Source organism: Streptomyces sp. NPDC020490 (assembly GCF_044335305.1).
Lineage (GTDB): Bacteria > Actinomycetota > Actinomycetes > Streptomycetales > Streptomycetaceae > Streptomyces.
Genome location: NZ_JBIRUY010000003.1, coordinates 294,299 through 311,126, shown reverse-complemented (window position 1 = coordinate 311,126; position 16,828 = coordinate 294,299). Strand labels below are relative to the sequence as shown.

Here is a 16,828-nt window from a genome sequence, read left to right as displayed (position 1 = left end):
CGCTTTCCGAAGAATCCCCGACGACGTGGAGACTGTTATGCCAGGCGCCATCTATGCCGAAGGTCTGAAGAAGACCTTCGGCGACGTAAGAGCACTGGACGGCGTCGACCTCGATGTCCCCGAGGGCACCGTCCTGGGCCTGCTCGGGCCCAACGGCGCGGGCAAGACGACCGCCGTCCGCTGCCTGACCACGCTGCTGCGCCCCGACAGCGGCAGGGCGGTCGTCGCCGGCCTCGACGTGCTCAAGCACCCGAACGAGGTGCGGCGCTCGATCGGCCTGTCCGGCCAGTTCGCCGCCGTCGACGAGTACCTGACCGGCCGGGAGAACCTCCAGATGGTCGGCCGGCTCTACCAGATGAACGCCAGGGCCGCGAAGGCCAGGGCCGCCGAACTGCTCGACCAGTTCGACCTCGCGGACGCCGCCGACCGCCCCGCGAAGACCTACTCCGGAGGCATGCGCCGCCGGCTCGACCTCGCGGCCGCCCTGGTCGTCTCACCGCCCGTGATGTTCATGGACGAGCCCACGACCGGTCTGGACCCGCGCAACCGCCAGTTGCTGTGGGACGTCATCAAGCAGCTCGTCTCCGGCGGCACGACCCTGCTGCTGACCACCCAGTACCTGGAAGAGGCCGATCAGCTCGCGCACGACATAGCGGTCGTCGACCACGGCCGCGTCATCGCCCGCGGTACCTCCGACCAGCTCAAGGCACGCACCGGCGGTGAGCGCGTCGAGGTCGTGGTGCACGAGCGCGAGCGCATCCCCTCCGCCCGTACGGTCCTGGGCGGATTCGGCAAGGGCGAGGTCACCGTCGAGGAGCACACCCGCAAGCTCACCGTGCCCGTCGTCGGCGGCGCCAAGCTGCTGGCCGAGGTCATCCGCGAGCTGGACGTCCTCGGCATCGAGATAGACGACATCGGCCTGCGCCGCCCCACCCTGGACGATGTCTTCCTCTCCCTCACCGGCCACGTGGCCGAGACCAAGGACGTGGGGAACGGCGAGACGGCCGACGCCGCGGCCAAGGACCGCCGACCCAAGAAGGAGGCCGCCAAGTGAGCGCCGTGAGCGATTCCCTGGTGATCACCCGCCGGAACCTGATCCGCATGAGCCGGATTCCCGAGATGGTCATCTTCGGCCTGGTCCAGCCCATCATGTTCGTGGTGCTGTTCACCTACGTGTTCGGCGGCTCGATCCAGGTCGGCTCGTCCACCTCCACCCAGGCCTACCGCGAGTTCCTGATGGCCGGCATCTTCGCCCAGACCGTCACCTTCGCCACCGCGGGCGCCGGCGCGGGCATCGCCGACGACATGCACAAGGGCCTCATCGACCGCTTCCGCTCCCTGCCCATGACCCGGGGCGCCGTGCTCACCGGCCGCACCATCGCGGACTCGGTACAGACGGCGCTGACCCTCGTCGTCCTCGCGGTCGTCGCCCTGCTCGTCGGCTGGCGCACCCACGAGAACTTCGGCAAGGTGCTCGCCGGCTTCGGGCTGCTCCTGCTGCTCGGGTACGCGTTCTCGTGGATCGGCGCGCTGATCGGCCTGTCCGTGCGCACTCCCGAAGCGGCGACCTCGGGCGGTCTGATCTGGCTGTTCCCGCTCACGTTCATATCGAACGCGTTCGTGGACGCCAACCAGATGCCGACCTTCCTGCGGCACATCGCGGAATGGAACCCGTTCAGCGCCACCGTGCAGGCGTGCCGTGAACTGTTCGGCAACCTCCCGCCGGGCTTCAAGACGCCCGACGCGTGGCCCATGCAGCACCCCGCGCTGGCCTCGCTGATCTGGTCGGTCGTGATCATCCTGGTCTTCCGCACGCTCGCGGTGCGCAAGTACCGGTCGGCCACGGCATGACAGAAGCCCCCGGCGTCAGCGCGGTCAGCGCGACGCCGGGGGCCGTCACAGCACAGGTGGAGCCGGGTCAGCCGTTGTAGGGCTCGGCCTTCAGGATCGTCACCGAGGCCTTCTTGCCGTTGGGCAGCTCGTACTCCGCGTCCTCGCCGACCTTGTGGCCGATCACACCGGAGCCCAGCGGGGACTGCGGCGAGTAGGTCTCGATGTCCGAGCTGGCGTACTCACGGGAAGCGAGCAGGAAGGTCAGCGTGTCGTCCTCGTCGCCGTCGAAGGCGATCGTCACGACCATGCCCGGCGCGACGGCGCCGTCCGCCGAGGCCGGGGCCTCGCCGACCTTGGCGTTCTCCAGGAGCTGGGTCAGCTGGCGCACACGGAGCTCCTGCTTGCCCTGCTCCTCCTTGGCCGCGTGGTACCCGCCGTTCTCACGCAGGTCGCCCTCTTCGCGCGCGGCTGCGATCTTGGCGGCGATCTCCGTGCGCGCGGGACCAGTAAGGTACTCAAGCTCGTCCTTGAGCTTGTTGTACGCCTCCTGAGTCAGCCAGGTGACGTTCTCGCTGGTCTGGGTCACAGGTGCTCCTCGTAGGTACTGGGAAGACAAAGCATCGCCCTACCCAGAAGAATGTTCCTTCACAGATGGGCGAAACCACGAGCCTAACAATTCACGGACCGAAGGGGGAGGACATAAGCCACCAGAATCAGGTCGGTGCAGGTCAGCCCGCCGGTATTCGGTGAGAGGCCGGGTGGTTTCAGTCGGTGTGACAGCCGAGCAGCTCGGCCGTCGCGCCCCGGGACGTCGTACGCAGCGTGACGACCTTGTCGATCCGCGTGGCGTGCCCGTCGAAGCGGAAGTCGGCCCGGCCCACCTCGGCGCCGTCCGCGGACTGCGACCTGAGGGTGCAGTAGCCGCTCGCGTCGGCGTCCTTGCGGACCTCCAGGTGCACCTTCACCGCGTTCTGCCGGGTGTCGAAGGTGATCACCTCGGCGCTGATCTTGGTCTGGCCGACGTAGTGATAGGCGAAGTAGCCGATCAGCGCGAGCAGCAGGGCACCGAACACCACACCGGCGATCTTGAGCTTCCGGTCGGCGCGCTCGTCCGAGGAACGGCCGTAGCGGCCCTCCGGCAGTCGCGTGCTCGCCGTACTCATGATCGTCCTCTCGGCAGGGTCGGGACTCATGTCCCGAAAGGGGCTCCCGAAGCCGTACCCCGGAATTATCCGCCCCCCGATTCGGTCACTATAGAAGCCTCCGCACGCCACCCGACCGCCGCCCCTCTACGACGTCCCTCAGGGACGGCACCGTTGGACCGCGCCCCACCGGGCGCCGACTTACCGAGGATTGAGTCTTGACTGACCAACTGCGACTGATGGCCGTCCACGCCCACCCCGACGACGAGTCGAGCAAGGGCGCGGCCACCATGGCGAAGTACGTGTCCGAGGGGGTGGACGTGCTGGTGGTGACCTGCACGGGCGGGGAACGCGGCTCCATCCTCAATCCGAAGCTCCAGGGCGACAAGTACGTCGAGGAGAACATCCACGAGGTGCGCAGGAAGGAGATGGACGAGGCCCGGGAGATCCTCGGCGTGCGGCAGGAATGGCTCGGCTTCGTCGACTCCGGCCTGCCCGAGGGCGACCCGCTGCCGCCGCTGCCGGAGGGCTGCTTCGCCCTGGAGGACGTCGACAAGGCGGCCGGCGAGCTGGTGAAGAAGATCCGCGCCTTCCGCCCCCAGGTCGTCACCACCTATGACGAGAACGGCGGCTACCCGCACCCCGACCACATCATGACCCACAAGATCTCGATGGTGGCGTTCGAGGGCGCGGCGGACCGTGAGAAGTACCCGGAGGCGGAGTACGGCGAGGCCTACCAGCCGCTGAAGCTCTACTACAACCAGGGCTTCAACCGCCCCCGCACCGAGGCGCTGCACAACGCGATGCTCGACCGCGGCCTGGAGTCGCCCTACGGGGAGTGGCTCAAGCGCTGGAAGGAGTTCGAGCGCAAGGAGCGCACGCTGACCACGCACATCCCGTGCGCCGACTTCTTCGAGATCCGCGACAAGGCCCTGATCGCGCACGCCACGCAGATCGACCCCGACGGCGGCTGGTTCCGGGTGCCGATGGAGCTCCAGAAGGAGGTCTGGCCGACGGAGGAGTACGAGCTGGCGAAGTCGCTCGTCGACACCTCCCTCCCCGAGGACGACCTGTTCGCGGGCATCCGCGACAATGCCTGATATGAGCGCAAGCGTGAGCCTGGCAATGACGCACCTCGTCCCCCTCGCCAAGGAGGTGGACGAGAACAAGGTCACCCCCGGCGTCCTCGGCTTCATCGTCTTCGCGGCGATGGCGCTGGCGGTGTGGGGACTGATGAAGTCCATGAACCGCCACATGGGCAAGGTGAAGTTCAAGGAGCCGGCCGACCCGGACGCCGAGGCGGACACCACCGCCGCCGACGACCGGAAGGCACACCGGAGCTGACGGCCCCGGCGCGGGCAGGCCCGGCCCACCCGTCCACGAGGACGGAGGGGCCCGGCGGCCAGCCTGGCCCGCGAGCGGAGGGGCCCGTCGGCCCATCGGCCCCGGGTGCGGACGCGCCCGGCGGCCCGCCCGACTCGCGGGTGGACGAGCCCGGAGTGCGCCACGCCAGGGGCGGACGGGCCTGCCGGTCCACCGGCCCGCTGGTCCCCCGGCCCGGCGGCGACGGGCCCGGCGTCGGACCGGCGCGCTGGTTCGCCGGTCCCGGGGTCGCCGCTGGTCAGTGTGCGGGGGGTACCGCCACCCCCATCACCTCCCGTGCGTGGCGGCTCGGCACCATGCCCAGCCGCCACGCCTGCCAGCCCGCGTCCAGGTTCACGCCCCGCTCCAGCAGGAGCCGGTAGGCGTCGACGTACTCGTCGAGCTTCTCGTCGCGCAGCCGGTGGCGCGTGCGGGACAGCTCGGCGAGCTCCTCCTGCGCGACCGCCGCTCCGACATCCACCCCGCCCGGGGCCGCGTACGGAAGCAGCGTGCAGCGCAGGAAGCGGGCCCAGTCCTCCCCGCGCCGGTCACCGTACGAGGCGAACAGCCCGGCCGCCTCGTCGCACAGGCCCAGCGCCTGCTGCGTCCGCGCGTTGCCCGCGTCCACCACCGCCAGCTCCAGACACGTCCACGCCTCACCGTGCGCCACCCCGATGCGCTGGAAGTCGGCCCGCGCGTCCACCAGGAGCTGGCGGGCGAAACCAGAGTTGCGCAACGACCCCGTCTGCGCCGCGCGCAGATCACGGGTCACCCGCGCCGAGTGGTGCCGGGCGCAGGCCAGCCCGTACACGTCCCGCATCCGCGAGAACATCGTGCGCGAGCGTTCCAGCTCGCGCACGGCCAGGTCCAGGTTCCCCGTCTCCTCCAGCGCCTGGCCCAGGTAGTACACCGTCCACGCCTCGCCGCGCGCGTCCTCGTTCTCCCGGTGGCGGGCCGCCGCCCCGCGCAGCCCGTCCACCGCGGGGGACGGGTCGCCGGCCACCAGCCGGGCGCGGGCCAGCTGGGTCATCGCCCAGGCCTCGCCGCGGGCGTCGCGGGTGCGGCCGTACCGGTCGAGGGCCGCGCGCAGCTCCGACTCCGCGCGCGGCACGTCGCCCCGGCGCAGGGAGAGCTGGCCGAGCTGGAAGTGCGCCCACGCCTCGCCGTGCACGGACTCGCCCGCGCCGTGCAGGACCAGGGACTCGGTGAGCAGCTCCAGCGCCTCCGCCAGCCGGCCGCGGTCGCGCTCGACCGCAGCCAGCGCGTGCATCGTCCACGCCCGGTCCGTCGCCAGCTCGGGCGGCGCCTGCAGCTCCAGCGCCTCGCGCAGCTTCGCCGCGGCCTCGGTGAGGTTGCCCTGATGGTGGAACGTGATGCCGAGCGAGCACAGGGCGCGGGCGGCACCCGCGTCGTGGTGGGCGTCCCGGTACAGGTCGACCACCGACGCCAGCGTCGTGCGCGCCTTGTCCAGCTCGCCCAGCTGGCGGGCCGCGATGCCGGTGCGCCACTGCACCGAGCGGACCAGCAGGCCCTGGTCCACCTCCTGCGCCAGCTCGCTGATCTCGCCCAGGCGGTACAGGTCGCCGCGCAGCAGGCAGTAGTCGCACAGCGCCCCGAGCAGGTTCAGCACCGCCCCCTGGTCCACGCCCTCCGTGTGCCGCAGGGTGGCGGTGATGAAGCTCGACTCGTCGTCCAGCCAGCGCAGCGCCTCGTCCAGGGACGTGAAGCCGTGCGGGCTGAAACGGTCGGAGCGGGTCGACATGTTGCCGTCGACCAGACGCAGCACCGAGTCCGCGAGCTCGGCGTAGTTCACGATCAGGCGCTCCTGGGCCGCCGTACGCTCGGCCGGGTCCTCCTCGTCCATGAGACGGGCCTGCGCGAAGGCGCGCACCAGGTCGTGCAGGCGGTAGCGGTTGCCGCGCACGTGGTCGATCAGGCCCGCGCGGGAGAGCGCGGTCAGATGACGGGTCGCCTCCGCCTCGTCCGTCGCGAGCAGGGCGGCCGCCGCGGCCGCGCCCAGCGAGGCGCGGCCCGCCAGGGCGAGCCGGCGCAGCAGACGGCGCGCCGGCTCGGACTGGTCGGTGTAACTCAGCCACAGCACCCGCTCGACCGGCGCGACCGGACCGTACGCCCCCAGGTCCGCCGCGAGCCGGCGCGGTGAGCGCGGGCCCAGCGTCGAGCCCGCGACGCGCAGCGCCAGCGGCAGCCCGCCGCACAACTCCCGGATCCGGTCGGCGGACTCGGCGTCGTACGGCCCGGAGCTGTCCTGCGCCGCCGCGCCCAGCAGCTCCTCGGCGCCGGCCGCGTCCAGCGCCCGCACCGGCAGCTGGTGCACCCGGGCGTGGAGACCGGCGGGCAGGTCCAGCGGGTGCCGGGCGGTGACCAGGACCAGGCTGTCGGAGCGCTCGGGAACGAGCAGGCCGACCTGCTCGGGGTCGGCGGCGTCGTCCAGGACGACGGTGACCGGCACGCCCGTCAGATGCTGCTGAAACAGCTCGCTCAGCCGCTTGACCTGCTGGTCGGGCGAGGAACGCTCGCGGAACAGCAACTGCTCGCGGGGCGCGCCGAGCCGGTTGAGCAGGTGCAGCAGCGCGTCGCGGCTCGGCAGCGGCGGCTCCTCGGGGCTGCCGCCGCGCAGGTCCACCACGCACGCGCCGCGGAAGTAGTCCTTCAGATCGTGCGCGGCACGCACCGCGAGCGTCGTACGGCCGCTGCCGGGCTCGCCGTACAGCACCACGACCGTCGGCCGGGTCTCGGTACTCGCCCGCGAGGCCTGCACCCACTGCCGGATCCGCGCCGTCTCCGGCCGGCGCCCGGCGAACGGGCCGACCGCCTCCGGGAGCTGGCCGAAGGACTGGGCCAGCACGCTGCGGCCGCGGGCCGCCGCGCTCTTGTCCGCGCCCCGCAGCTGCGGACCCGCCTTCTTCGGGCCCGTGGAGGCGGCGCGCACGCGCTGCTGGTCGAGGAAGGGACGGATGCCGCGCACCTCCAGCGCGGTCAGCCACTGCAGCCGCAGCTGCTCCGGCCCGCCCGGCTGACTCACGGCGCCGGCGCGGTGGTGCGCGGCGGGCAGATGGGAACCGGCCACCTTCACGACCGTCGCCGCCGCGCCCGCCACGCCCACGGTGGCGCCCGCGCCGAGGGCCGTCCCCGTGCCGGTGCCGAGGGCCAGGTCGGCCGCGCAGGCGGCCAGCGCGGCGACGGCGGCCACCAGCAGCGGGGTCCCCGAAGCCTCTCTGGCGTATCTCTGTGCGAAGGTGAGCCGGCCGGCCTCGGCCTCGTCCAGCGCGCGGGTGTACGTCTCGTACTCCTCGGCGGCCGTCTGCGCCATCGCGTCCAGCGCCCCGCGCGCCCGCGACAGCAGCACACCCCCGTCGACCCGGCCGCCCGACCGCCGCACCTCCTCCTCCACGGCCCGGGCCAGCAGCCGCTCGGCCTCCGCCCGATGACTCTCCCGCATGCCACGTCCCCCTCCGGCGGCAACTCCTTTGCCTACGAGTGTCCTTCGGGCCGCGCGACAGCGCGAGAGGGCGGCGATCACTCACAGGAGGGAGCTCATAGGAGGGAGCTCACCGGAGGGCGCTCGCAGCAGGGAGCGCCGCGCCGGGGACGCTTCCACGCGGCGCCCGAGCCCGTGGGAGAGTGGAACGGTGAACCGACTGGCCCATGAGACGTCCCCGTACCTGCTTCAGCACGCCGACAACCCCGTCGACTGGTGGCCCTGGTCGGAGGAGGCCTTCGCGGAGGCCCGCAGGACCGGCAGACCGGTGCTGCTCAGCGTCGGCTATTCGAGTTGCCACTGGTGCCATGTCATGGCTCACGAGTCGTTCGAGGACCAGGCCACCGCCGAGTTCCTGAACGAGCACTTCGTCAGCGTCAAGGTGGACCGTGAGGAGCGGCCCGATGTGGACGCCGTCTACATGGAGGCCGTGCAGGCCGCCACCGGGCAGGGGGGCTGGCCCATGACGGTGTTTCTCACGCCGGATGCCGAGCCCTTCTACTCCGGCACCTACTTTCCGCCCGAGCCCCGCCACGGCACGCCGTCGTTCCGGCAGGTGTTGGAGGGGGTACGGGCCGCCTGGGCGGACCGGCCGGGGGAGGTGGCGGAGGTCGCCGGGAAGATCGTGCGCGACCTGGCCGGCCGGGAGATCGGCTTCGGCGGCACGCAGGCGCCCGGCGAGGCGGAGATCGCCCAGGCGCTGCTCGGCCTGACCCGGGAGTACGACGCGCAGCGCGGCGGGTTCGGCGGTGCGCCGAAGTTCCCGCCGTCCATGGTGCTGGAGTTCCTGCTGCGCCACCACGCCCGCACCGGTGCCGAGGGCGCCCTGCAGATGGCCCAGGACACCTGCGAGCGGATGGCGCGCGGCGGGATCTACGACCAGCTCGGGGGCGGCTTCGCGCGTTACGCCGTGGACCGCGGCTGGGTGGTCCCGCACTTCGAGAAGATGCTGTACGACAACGCGCTGCTGTGCCGGGTCTACACCCACCTGTGGCGCGCCACCGGCTCGGAGACGGCCCGCCGGGTCGCCCTGGAGACGGCCGACTTCATGGTGCGCGAACTGCGCACCGCCGAGGGCGGGTTCGCCTCCGCGCTGGACGCGGACAGCGACGACGGCAGCGGCCGGCACGTCGAGGGCGCGTACTACGTGTGGGATCCGGCGCAGTTGCGGGAGGTGCTCGGCGACGACGACGCCGAACTCGCCGCCCGGTACTTCGGGGTGACCGAGGAGGGCACCTTCGAGCACGGCCGTTCGGTGCTGCGACTGCCGCAGCAGGAGGGCGTGTTCGACGCGGAGAGGGTGGAGTCGGTCCGCGGCCGGCTGTTCGCCGCGCGTGCCGGGCGGCCCGCCCCGGGCCGGGACGACAAGGTCGTCGCCGCCTGGAACGGTCTGGCCATCGCCGCGCTCGCCGAGACCGGCGCCTGCTTCGACCGTCCGGACCTGGTCGAGGCCGCGGCCGGCGCCGCCGATCTCCTCGTACGGCTGCACCTGGACGAGCACGCCCGGCTCACCCGCACCAGCAAGGACGGGCGGGCCGGCGCCAACGCGGGGGTTCTGGAGGACTACGCCGACGTCGCCGAGGGCTTCCTCGCGCTCGCGTCCGTGACCGGCGAGGGCGTGTGGCTGGAATTCGCCGGGCTGCTGCTCGACCACGTCCTCGCCCGCTTCGTGGACGCCTGCTCGGGCGCGCTGTACGACACCGCGGACGACGCGGAGAAGCTGATCCGCCGGCCGCAGGACCCGACCGACAACGCCACGCCGTCCGGCTGGAGCGCGGCCGCGGGCGCCCTGCTGAGCTATGCCGCCCACACCGGGTCCGAGCCTCACCGGACCGCCGCGGAGCGGGCGTTGGGGGTGGTGAAGGCGCTGGGGCCGCGGGTGCCCCGGTTCATCGGCTGGGGGCTGGCCGTCGCCGAGGCGTGGCTGGACGGGCCGCGCGAGGTCGCGGTCGTCGGTCCGTCCCTGGACGACGAGGCGACGCGGACCCTGCACCGTACGGCGCTCCTGGGCACCGCCCCGGGCGCGGTCGTCGCGGTCGGGGCGGTGGACGGTGACGAGTTCCCGCTGCTCGAAGGGCGCCCGCTGATCGACGGAGGGGCCGCCGCCTACGTCTGCCGCAACTTCACCTGCGACGCCCCGACGACCGACCCGGAGCGGCTGCGCACCGCGCTGAACAGCTGAAACGGCCCAGAACGCGGCACCGAGACGCAACAGACGTTCGAATTGTTCACTCTGGGGCCTGTTGTTGCGAAACGCGCTCTTCACTGAAAGGCCCTGCGCCCTTCACCCCCCTAATCTCTGCACAGTGGTGCGAGAGGGACAAATCGCTTTGTTGGGGGGTTCGGGGATCTGGAGGAACCTTTTGCTGACGTCGTTACTCATCGCTGCCGTTTCGCTGACCCTGTTCTGGATGGCGGCGTTCACCCTGTGGTGGCAGATGCACGCGTGGCGCACGCCCGAGGTGCTCGCCGCCACCCGGTTCAGCAGACCCGACGGGGACGAGCACGTCTCCTTCTCGCTGCTGCTCCCGGCGCGGCACGAGCAGGCCGTGCTGGACCACACCATCCAGCGGCTGCTGGAGTCCGCACACACCGACTTCGAGATCATCGTGATCGTCGGGCACGACGATCCGGAGACCACGGCCGTCGCCGAGCGGGCGGCCGGGCGCGACCCGCGCGTGCGGGTCGTCGTGGACACCCACGAGAAGAAGAACAAGCCGAAGGCCATGAACACGGCGCTGCCGCACTGCCACGGCGACGTCGTCGGGGTCTTCGACGCCGAGGACCAGGTCCATCCGGAGCTGCTCGCGCACGTCGACCACGCCTTCCGCACCACCGGGGCGGACGTCGTCCAGGGCGGCGTCCAGCTGATCAACTTCCACTCCAGCTGGTACAGCCTGCGCAACTGCCTGGAGTACTTCTTCTGGTTCCGCTCCCGCCTCCACCTGCACGCCCAGAAGGGGTTCATCCCGCTCGGCGGCAACACCGTCTTCGTGCGGACCGGCGTGCTCCGGGAGGCCGGCGGCTGGGACCCCGGCTGCCTCGCCGAGGACTGCGACCTGGGCGTGCGCCTGTCCAGCGTCGGCAAGAAGGTCGTCGTCGCCTACGACTCCGACATGGTCACCCGGGAGGAGACCCCGGGCACCCTGATGTCGCTGCTGAAGCAGCGCACCCGCTGGAACCAGGGCTTCCTCCAGGTGTACCGGAAGAAGGACTGGAAGCAGCTCCCCGGCTTCGGGCAGCGGCTGCTCGCCCGGTACACGCTCATGACGCCGTTCCTGCAGGCGTTCTCCGGCGTCGTCATCCCGCTCAACGCGGCCGTCGCGCTGTTCCTCGACGTGCCCGTCGGGATCGCCCTCCTCACCTTCCTGCCCCTGGTCACCGCGGCGGTCACGTTCGTCTTCGAGGTCGTCGGACTGCACGACTTCGGCAGGCAGTACGAGCTGCGCGTCCGCTTCGTCCACTACCTCAAGCTCGTCGTGGGCGCCCCGTTCTACCAGGTCCTCCTCGCCGGGGCCGCGATCCGCGCCGTCTGGCGTGAGCAACGCGGCCGCAGCGACTGGGAGCTGACGACCCATGTCGGCGCGCATCTCGCCGAAGCCGAAGTGAACCGCGACCTCCGAGAGGACGTCCCCGCGTGACCTCCACCCTCCCCGCGGTGACCGCGGTCCAGGTCGCCGCGCAGCGCCGGCCTGCGCCGGAAACCGGTTCGGCCGGCCGGACGAGCCCGCCGCAGCGGCTGCGCTCCTCCCGGCCCGACCTCCTGTTGTGCGGCATGCTCGTGGCGATCCTCGTCGTGCAGGGCTGGAACATCGCCGCCTACCCGACCCTCAGCGACGACGAGGGCACCTACCTCGCCCAGGCCTGGGCGGTCCAGCAGGGCCGGGGGCTCGCCCACTACACCTACTGGTACGACCACCCGCCGCTGGGCTGGATCCAGATCGCCCTGCTGACCTGGATCCCGTCGCTGGTCAGCCCCGGCGCGATGACCGTGGCCGGCATGCGCGGCGCGATGCTGGTGATCAGCGCGGTCAGCGCCGTCCTCGTCTACGTCGTCGCCCGCCGCCTGTCGCTGCCGCGCTGGGCCGCCGGGCTGGCGATGGCGCTGTTCGGGCTCTCGCCGCTGTCGGTGGTCCTGCAGCGGGAGATCTTCCTCGACAACATCGCGGTGATGTGGACGCTGCTGGCGTTCGCCCTCGCCGCCTCCCCGAGCCGCCACCTGTGGCACCACTTCGGCGCGGGACTGGCGGCCGCCACGGCCGTCCTCACCAAGGAGACGATGCTCGTCGTCCTGCCGGCCCTGCTGCTGACCATGTGGCGGCACAGCCACCGCGACACCCGCAAGTTCGCCGTCACCGGCGCCGTCACGGCCTGCGCGCTGATCGGCTTCTCCTACCCCCTCTTCGCCCTCCTCAAGGGCGAGCTGATCCCCGGCGACGGGCACGTCTCGCTGCTCGAAGGCCTCAAGTACCAGATGACCAGGCCCGGTTCGGGCTTCATCCTGGACGCGGGCTCCGATTCGCACGGGGTGCTGCGGTCGTGGCTGTACTACGACCGCGTGCTGATCGTCGGCGGCCTCGCGGGAGCCCTGCTGCTCCTGGTCACCTGGCGGTGGTCGGTCACCGCCCGGGCGCTGGCCGGACCGTCGCTCGCGGTGGCGATCCTGGCGCTGGTCGCCATGCGCCCGACCGGCTACCTGCCCGCGATGTACGTCATCCAGGCCCTGCCCTTCTTCGCCCTGGTGCTCGCCGGAGGCGCCGCCTCCGTCGCCCACGCCGTGCTGCGCAGGCGCCGTTCGGCGGGTGAGAGCCGGTACGTCACCGGCGGCCGGTACGCGCTCGCCGCCGTCCTCGCCGTCGCCGCCGGCTCCTACGTCGTACCGCGCTGGTACGACGGCGACCGCACCGCCGTCACCACCGACGCCAACGCCCCCTACCGGGCCGCCTCGCACTGGCTGGCCACCGAGGTCGAGGACCCGCAGGACACCCGCGTCCTCGTCGACGACGCCCTCTGGCTGGACCTCGTGCACCAGGGCTACCGGCCCGGGCTCGGCGTCATCTGGTTCTACAAGGCCGACCTCGACCCGGCCGTGACGAAGACGATGCCGCGCGGCTGGCGGGACCTCGACTACGTCGTCGCCTCCCCGACCGTGCGGCGCGACGCGGTCGACCTGCCCAACGTCAAGGCCGCCATCGAGCACTCGACGCCGGTCGCCACCTTCGGCACCGGGCCCGACCGCATCGAGATCCGGCAGATCCGGACGACCTCCGGAGGCGTCCGATGACCCACGAGTACACCGCCCCCGGAGAACTGCACGACCCCGCCGCGCGGGCCGTCGAGGTCCCCGAACCCGGCGCCGTCACCATCGTCGTACCGACGTTCAACGAGTCGGCGAACGTCCGCCGGCTGCTGCACCAGATCACCGAGTCGGTGCCGTCCCGGCTGCCCTGCGAGGTCGTCTTCGTCGACGACTCCACCGACGACACCCCGCAGGTCATCCGCGAGGCGGCCGAGGACTGCCCGTTCCCGGTGACCGTCCTGCACCGCGAGGAACCGGTCGGCGGGCTCGGCGGCGCGGTCGTCGAGGGCATGAGGGCGGCCGGGTCGGACTGGATCGTCGTCATGGACGGCGACTGCCAGCACCCGCCGTCCCTGGTGCCGGAGCTGGTGGCCACCGGCGAACGGGCGAACGCCGGCCTGGTGGTCGCCTCCCGCTACCTCGAGGGCGGCAGCCGGGCCGGGCTCGCCGACGGCTACCGGGTGGCCGTCTCGCGCGGCGCCACCTGGCTGACCAAGGCGCTCTTCCCGCGCAGGCTGCGCGGCATCAGCGACCCGATGAGCGGTTTCTTCGCCATCCGGCGCGGCGACATCGCCGCGGGCGCCCTCAAGCCCCTCGGCTACAAGATCCTCCTCGAGCTGGCGGTCCGCAGCCGTCCGCGTGCGGTCACCGAGGTGCCGTTCGTCTTCCAGGACCGGTTCGCCGGGGAGTCCAAGTCGACGGCGCGGGAGGGTTTTCGCTTCCTGCGCCACCTGATCGGCCTGCGCACCGCCTCACCTCTCGCCCGGATGCTGGCGTTCGGCCTGATCGGCGCGAGCGGCTTCGTGCCGAACCTGCTCGGCCTGTGGGCCCTGAACCGGGCGGGGATGCACTACGTGCCGGCGGAGATCCTCGCCAACCAGTTCGGTGTCGCCTGGAACTTCCTGCTCATCGAGCACCTGCTGTTCCGCGACCGCCGCCGGCACCGCGGCGGGTGGGACCGCGTCGGCCGGTTCGCGCTGCTCGCCAACGCCGACCTGGTGCTGCGCATCCCGCTGATCGCGGTGCTCGTCCACCGGTTCGGGCTGGGCGCGCTGCCCGCCACCGCGCTCGCGCTGGTGACGACGTTCGTCCTGCGCTTCATGGGCACCGAAGCGCTGGTCTACCTCCCGCGCCGACCGCGTCCCGGAAAAGCCGGTCCCGGAAAAGCCGGTCCCGGAAAAGCCGGTCCCGGAAAAGCCGGTCCCGGGAAAGACAGCAGCCGCACCGCAGCAAGGAGAGCCGTGTGAACAAGCGCCGAAGAAGGACCGCACTGGTCGGGGTGGGGGCCCTGACCGCCGGTCTCCTCCTCACCTCGCCCCAGTCCGCCCAGGCCGCCAACCTGGTCAAGAACCCCGGCTTCGAGACGGCCGGCACCGACGGGATGCCGTACTGCTGGGAGAAGTCCGGCTGGGGCGACAACGACTTCACGTTCGAGACGACGGCGGACGCGCACAGCGGCTCGGCGGCCATGAAGGTGTCGCTGACCCGCCGGGCCGACGGCGACCGCAAGGCGCTGATCACCGAGTCGGCGGAGTGCGCGCCGGTGGTGACCGCGGGCAAGCAGTACGACCTCGGGCTCTGGTACAAGACGACCACGCCCGACGCCAACGTCACCCTCTTCCGGCACGACACCACCGCCGGCTGGCAGTACTGGACCGATCTCAAGACGCTGGAGATGCAGTCGGCCTGGACCCGGGCCACCGTCCGCACGCCCGAGGTCCCGGCCGGCACCGACCGCATCACCTGGGGCGTGTCCGTCTACGGCACCGGCTCGGCGACCACCGACGACTACACCATGGAGCAGGTCCCCGACACGCTCCCGCCGGCGACCTGCACCGCCACCGCCGACGAGTGCGCCAACGGCCGCTGGGACGTGCTGCCGACGCAGAACCCGGTGCGCTCCATGCACTCCGTCGTGCTCAACAACGGCAAGGTGCTGCTGATCGCGGGCTCCGGCAACAGCGAGGAGAACTTCGCCGCGGGCACCTTCACCTCGGCGGTCTACAACCCGGCCGACGGCAGCTACAAGATCATCCCCACGCCGAAGGACATGTTCTGCGCCGGGCACGTCCAGCTGCAGGACGGCCGGGTGCTGGTGATGAGCGGCAACAAGGCGTTCCCGGCGGCGGACGGCTCGCACGGCTACGAGGGCTTCAAGGACTCGTACGTCTTCGACCCGGTCACCGAGACCTACAGCAAGACCAACGACCTCAACGACGGCCACTGGTACCCGTCGGCGACCGAACTCGGCAACGGCGACGTCATCTCCTTCGGCGGCCTGCGCGAGGACTCGACCGGTTCGGTGACCGCCGAGTACTGGTCCGACGCGCAGCAGAAGTGGCTGCCGCTGTGGCAGGTCAACCAGACCTGGTCGTACTGGGGCCTGTACCCGTCGATGATCCTCATGCAGGACGGCCGCCTGTTCTACTCGGGCAGCCACGTCTTCGGCAACAACATCCCGGGCACCGGCAGCGCGATCTACGACTACGCCGCCAACACCATCACGCAGGTCCCCGGCCTGCAGAACAAGGACCAGCGCGACCAGTCGGCGAGCGTGCTGCTGCCGCCCGCGCAGGACCAGAAGGTGCTCACCCTGGGCGGCGGCAACATCGACTCCAACCCGGACGCGAACCGGCTCACCGACGTCATCGACCTCAAGCAGGCCGACCCGTCCTACGTCGCCGGCCCGCCGATCCCGCAGGGCACGGTCGACCTGGGCGCCGGCAAGGTCGCCGAGACCGGCGGCCAGGGCAAGATGTACGTCTCCGCCGTGCTGCTGCCCGACGGCAAGGTGCTGGAGACCGGCGGCGCGCTGCACAACCGCGCCGACCCGGTCTACGAGTCCTCGCTCTACGACCCCGCGACCGACACCTTCGACCCGGTGACCGCCGACCCCCAGGCCCGCGGCTACCACTCGTCCGCGTTCCTGCTGCCCGACGGCCGGGTGATGGCCACCGGCGACAACCCGGGCAACGGCACCTGGAACCACAACGTGTCCATCTACACGCCGCCCTACCTGCTCAAGGGCACGCGGCCGGCCATCACCTCGGTGATCGACACCGAGTGGAACTACGGCGACACCCAGCGGATCACCGTCGACCGGCCCATCGCCAAGGCCGAGTTGATCCGCCCGGCCGCCGTCACCCACTCCTCCGACCCCAACCAGCGGTTCGTGGACCTGCCGCTGTCGGTGGACGCAAACGACGGGAACACCGTCGACCTGAACGTCACGAGCAACCCCAACCTGGCCCCGCCCGGCTGGTACATGCTCTTCGCGGTCGACGCGGGCGGGGTGCCGTCGGTGGCCAAGTGGGTGCACCTGCAAGGCCCGCAGGCGCTGAGCGCGACCGGCGCCTCCGCGCACGTCCACTCCTTCGCCGACTCCCTGTCGGGCAAGGTCGCCGGGCCCGGCACGAAGCGCGCCTCGCAGAAGGTGAGCGCCTTCATCGCGGGCTGCGACCGGCACTACGGCTCGGTCAACGTGTGCGTGCCGACCGCCTTCCCGCCCGGGGTGAGGAAGTCGGCGGCCGCGCGGTGCGACTGGCTGAAGAAGAACGACTACGGCCGGCTGAAGCTCAACGGCCGCGACGACCCGCTCGGCCTGGACCGGAACAAGGACGGGACGGCCTGCGGAAAGGGCGACGTGAAGAAGAGGTGACCTACGGGCTGACCCCTGGGCCGGTCCGGTCCGGG

The 16,828-nt window shown here is 71.6% G+C and carries 12 protein-coding genes; 9 read left to right on the top strand and 3 right to left on the bottom strand.

Translation table 11 applies throughout. The features are described 5' to 3' along the window. The first annotated feature begins 37 nt into the window (after positions 1-37). Entirely contained in the window at positions 38-1,054 is a 1,017-nt protein-coding gene (locus ACH4ZX_RS06245; protein ID WP_398268272.1) for an ATP-binding cassette domain-containing protein, read from the top strand. Beyond that, a complete protein-coding gene (locus tag ACH4ZX_RS06240; RefSeq protein ID WP_324787359.1) occupies positions 1,051-1,851 on the top strand; it encodes an ABC transporter permease in 801 nt (266 codons plus the stop codon). The genes ACH4ZX_RS06245 and ACH4ZX_RS06240 overlap by 4 nt, the downstream gene beginning before the upstream one ends. 67 nt (positions 1,852-1,918) lie before the next feature. Here the strand turns inward: ACH4ZX_RS06240 and greA are convergent, their stop codons facing one another. Together greA and ACH4ZX_RS06230 are read right to left on the bottom strand one after the other, a co-directional pair. Next, the gene (gene greA, locus ACH4ZX_RS06235) at positions 1,919-2,419 is read right to left on the bottom strand and encodes a transcription elongation factor GreA (protein WP_324787360.1); all 501 of its coding nucleotides are present in this window, start codon (positions 2,417-2,419) and stop codon (positions 1,919-1,921) included. A 178-nt stretch (positions 2,420-2,597) separates the two neighbouring features. Then, positions 2,598-2,996, bottom strand: coding sequence for a DUF4307 domain-containing protein (locus ACH4ZX_RS06230; protein WP_398268268.1), 399 nt, complete (start codon positions 2,994-2,996; stop codon positions 2,598-2,600). Between the two features lie 197 nt (positions 2,997-3,193). Between ACH4ZX_RS06230 and mca the strand changes: the two genes are divergently transcribed. Both mca and ACH4ZX_RS06220 read left to right on the top strand, forming a co-directional pair. Further along, the gene (mca, locus tag ACH4ZX_RS06225) at positions 3,194-4,075 is read left to right on the top strand and encodes a mycothiol conjugate amidase Mca (protein WP_398268265.1); all 882 of its coding nucleotides are present in this window, start codon (positions 3,194-3,196) and stop codon (positions 4,073-4,075) included. Then, positions 4,068-4,319 carry a hypothetical protein gene (locus ACH4ZX_RS06220; protein ID WP_398268262.1) on the top strand — a complete coding sequence of 84 codons (252 nt, stop codon included), beginning with the start codon at positions 4,068-4,070 and terminating at the stop codon, positions 4,317-4,319. Before mca ends, ACH4ZX_RS06220 begins: the two co-directional genes overlap by 8 nt. 277 nt (positions 4,320-4,596) lie before the next feature. Here ACH4ZX_RS06220 and ACH4ZX_RS06215 read toward each other — a convergent pair whose 3' ends face one another. Next, positions 4,597-7,797, bottom strand: coding sequence for a tetratricopeptide repeat protein (locus ACH4ZX_RS06215; protein ID WP_398268259.1), 3,201 nt, complete (start codon positions 7,795-7,797; stop codon positions 4,597-4,599). Positions 7,798-7,987: 190 nt separating this feature from the next. On the opposite strand from ACH4ZX_RS06215, the gene ACH4ZX_RS06210 reads away from it, so the two are divergent. The 5 genes from ACH4ZX_RS06210 to ACH4ZX_RS06190 all read left to right on the top strand — a co-directional run bounded on the left by ACH4ZX_RS06210 (position 7,988) and on the right by ACH4ZX_RS06190 (position 16,793). Beyond that, a complete protein-coding gene (locus ACH4ZX_RS06210) occupies positions 7,988-10,018 on the top strand; it encodes a thioredoxin domain-containing protein (protein WP_398268256.1) in 2,031 nt (676 codons plus the stop codon). A 181-nt stretch (positions 10,019-10,199) separates the two neighbouring features. Next, the gene (locus ACH4ZX_RS06205) at positions 10,200-11,477 is read left to right on the top strand and encodes a glycosyltransferase (protein ID WP_398268253.1); all 1,278 of its coding nucleotides are present in this window, start codon (positions 10,200-10,202) and stop codon (positions 11,475-11,477) included. Continuing rightward, positions 11,474-13,120 (top strand): ArnT family glycosyltransferase, encoded by a 1,647-nt coding sequence (locus tag ACH4ZX_RS06200; protein ID WP_398268251.1) that lies wholly within the window; start codon positions 11,474-11,476, stop codon positions 13,118-13,120. Before ACH4ZX_RS06205 ends, ACH4ZX_RS06200 begins: the two co-directional genes overlap by 4 nt. Continuing rightward, entirely contained in the window at positions 13,117-14,382 is a 1,266-nt protein-coding gene (locus ACH4ZX_RS06195) for a glycosyltransferase (protein WP_398268248.1), read from the top strand. The genes ACH4ZX_RS06200 and ACH4ZX_RS06195 overlap by 4 nt, the downstream gene beginning before the upstream one ends. Then, the gene (locus ACH4ZX_RS06190; RefSeq protein WP_398268245.1) at positions 14,379-16,793 is read left to right on the top strand and encodes a galactose oxidase-like domain-containing protein; all 2,415 of its coding nucleotides are present in this window, start codon (positions 14,379-14,381) and stop codon (positions 16,791-16,793) included. The genes ACH4ZX_RS06195 and ACH4ZX_RS06190 overlap by 4 nt, the downstream gene beginning before the upstream one ends. Positions 16,794-16,828: the final 35 nt, after the last annotated feature.

What these genes read in the sequence shown, in the direction of transcription:
- ACH4ZX_RS06245 (WP_398268272.1), top strand. Translation starts at nt 38, where the DNA reads ATGCCAGGCGCCATCTATGCCGAAGGTCTGAAGAAGACCTTCGGCGAC.
- ACH4ZX_RS06230 (WP_398268268.1), bottom strand. Translation starts at nt 2,996, where the DNA reads ATGAGTACGGCGAGCACGCGACTGCCGGAGGGCCGCTACGGCCGTTCC.
- ACH4ZX_RS06220 (WP_398268262.1), top strand. Translation starts at nt 4,068, where the DNA reads ATGCCTGATATGAGCGCAAGCGTGAGCCTGGCAATGACGCACCTCGTC.
- ACH4ZX_RS06215 (WP_398268259.1), bottom strand. Translation starts at nt 7,797, where the DNA reads ATGCGGGAGAGTCATCGGGCGGAGGCCGAGCGGCTGCTGGCCCGGGCC.
- ACH4ZX_RS06195 (WP_398268248.1), top strand. Translation starts at nt 13,117, where the DNA reads ATGACCCACGAGTACACCGCCCCCGGAGAACTGCACGACCCCGCCGCG.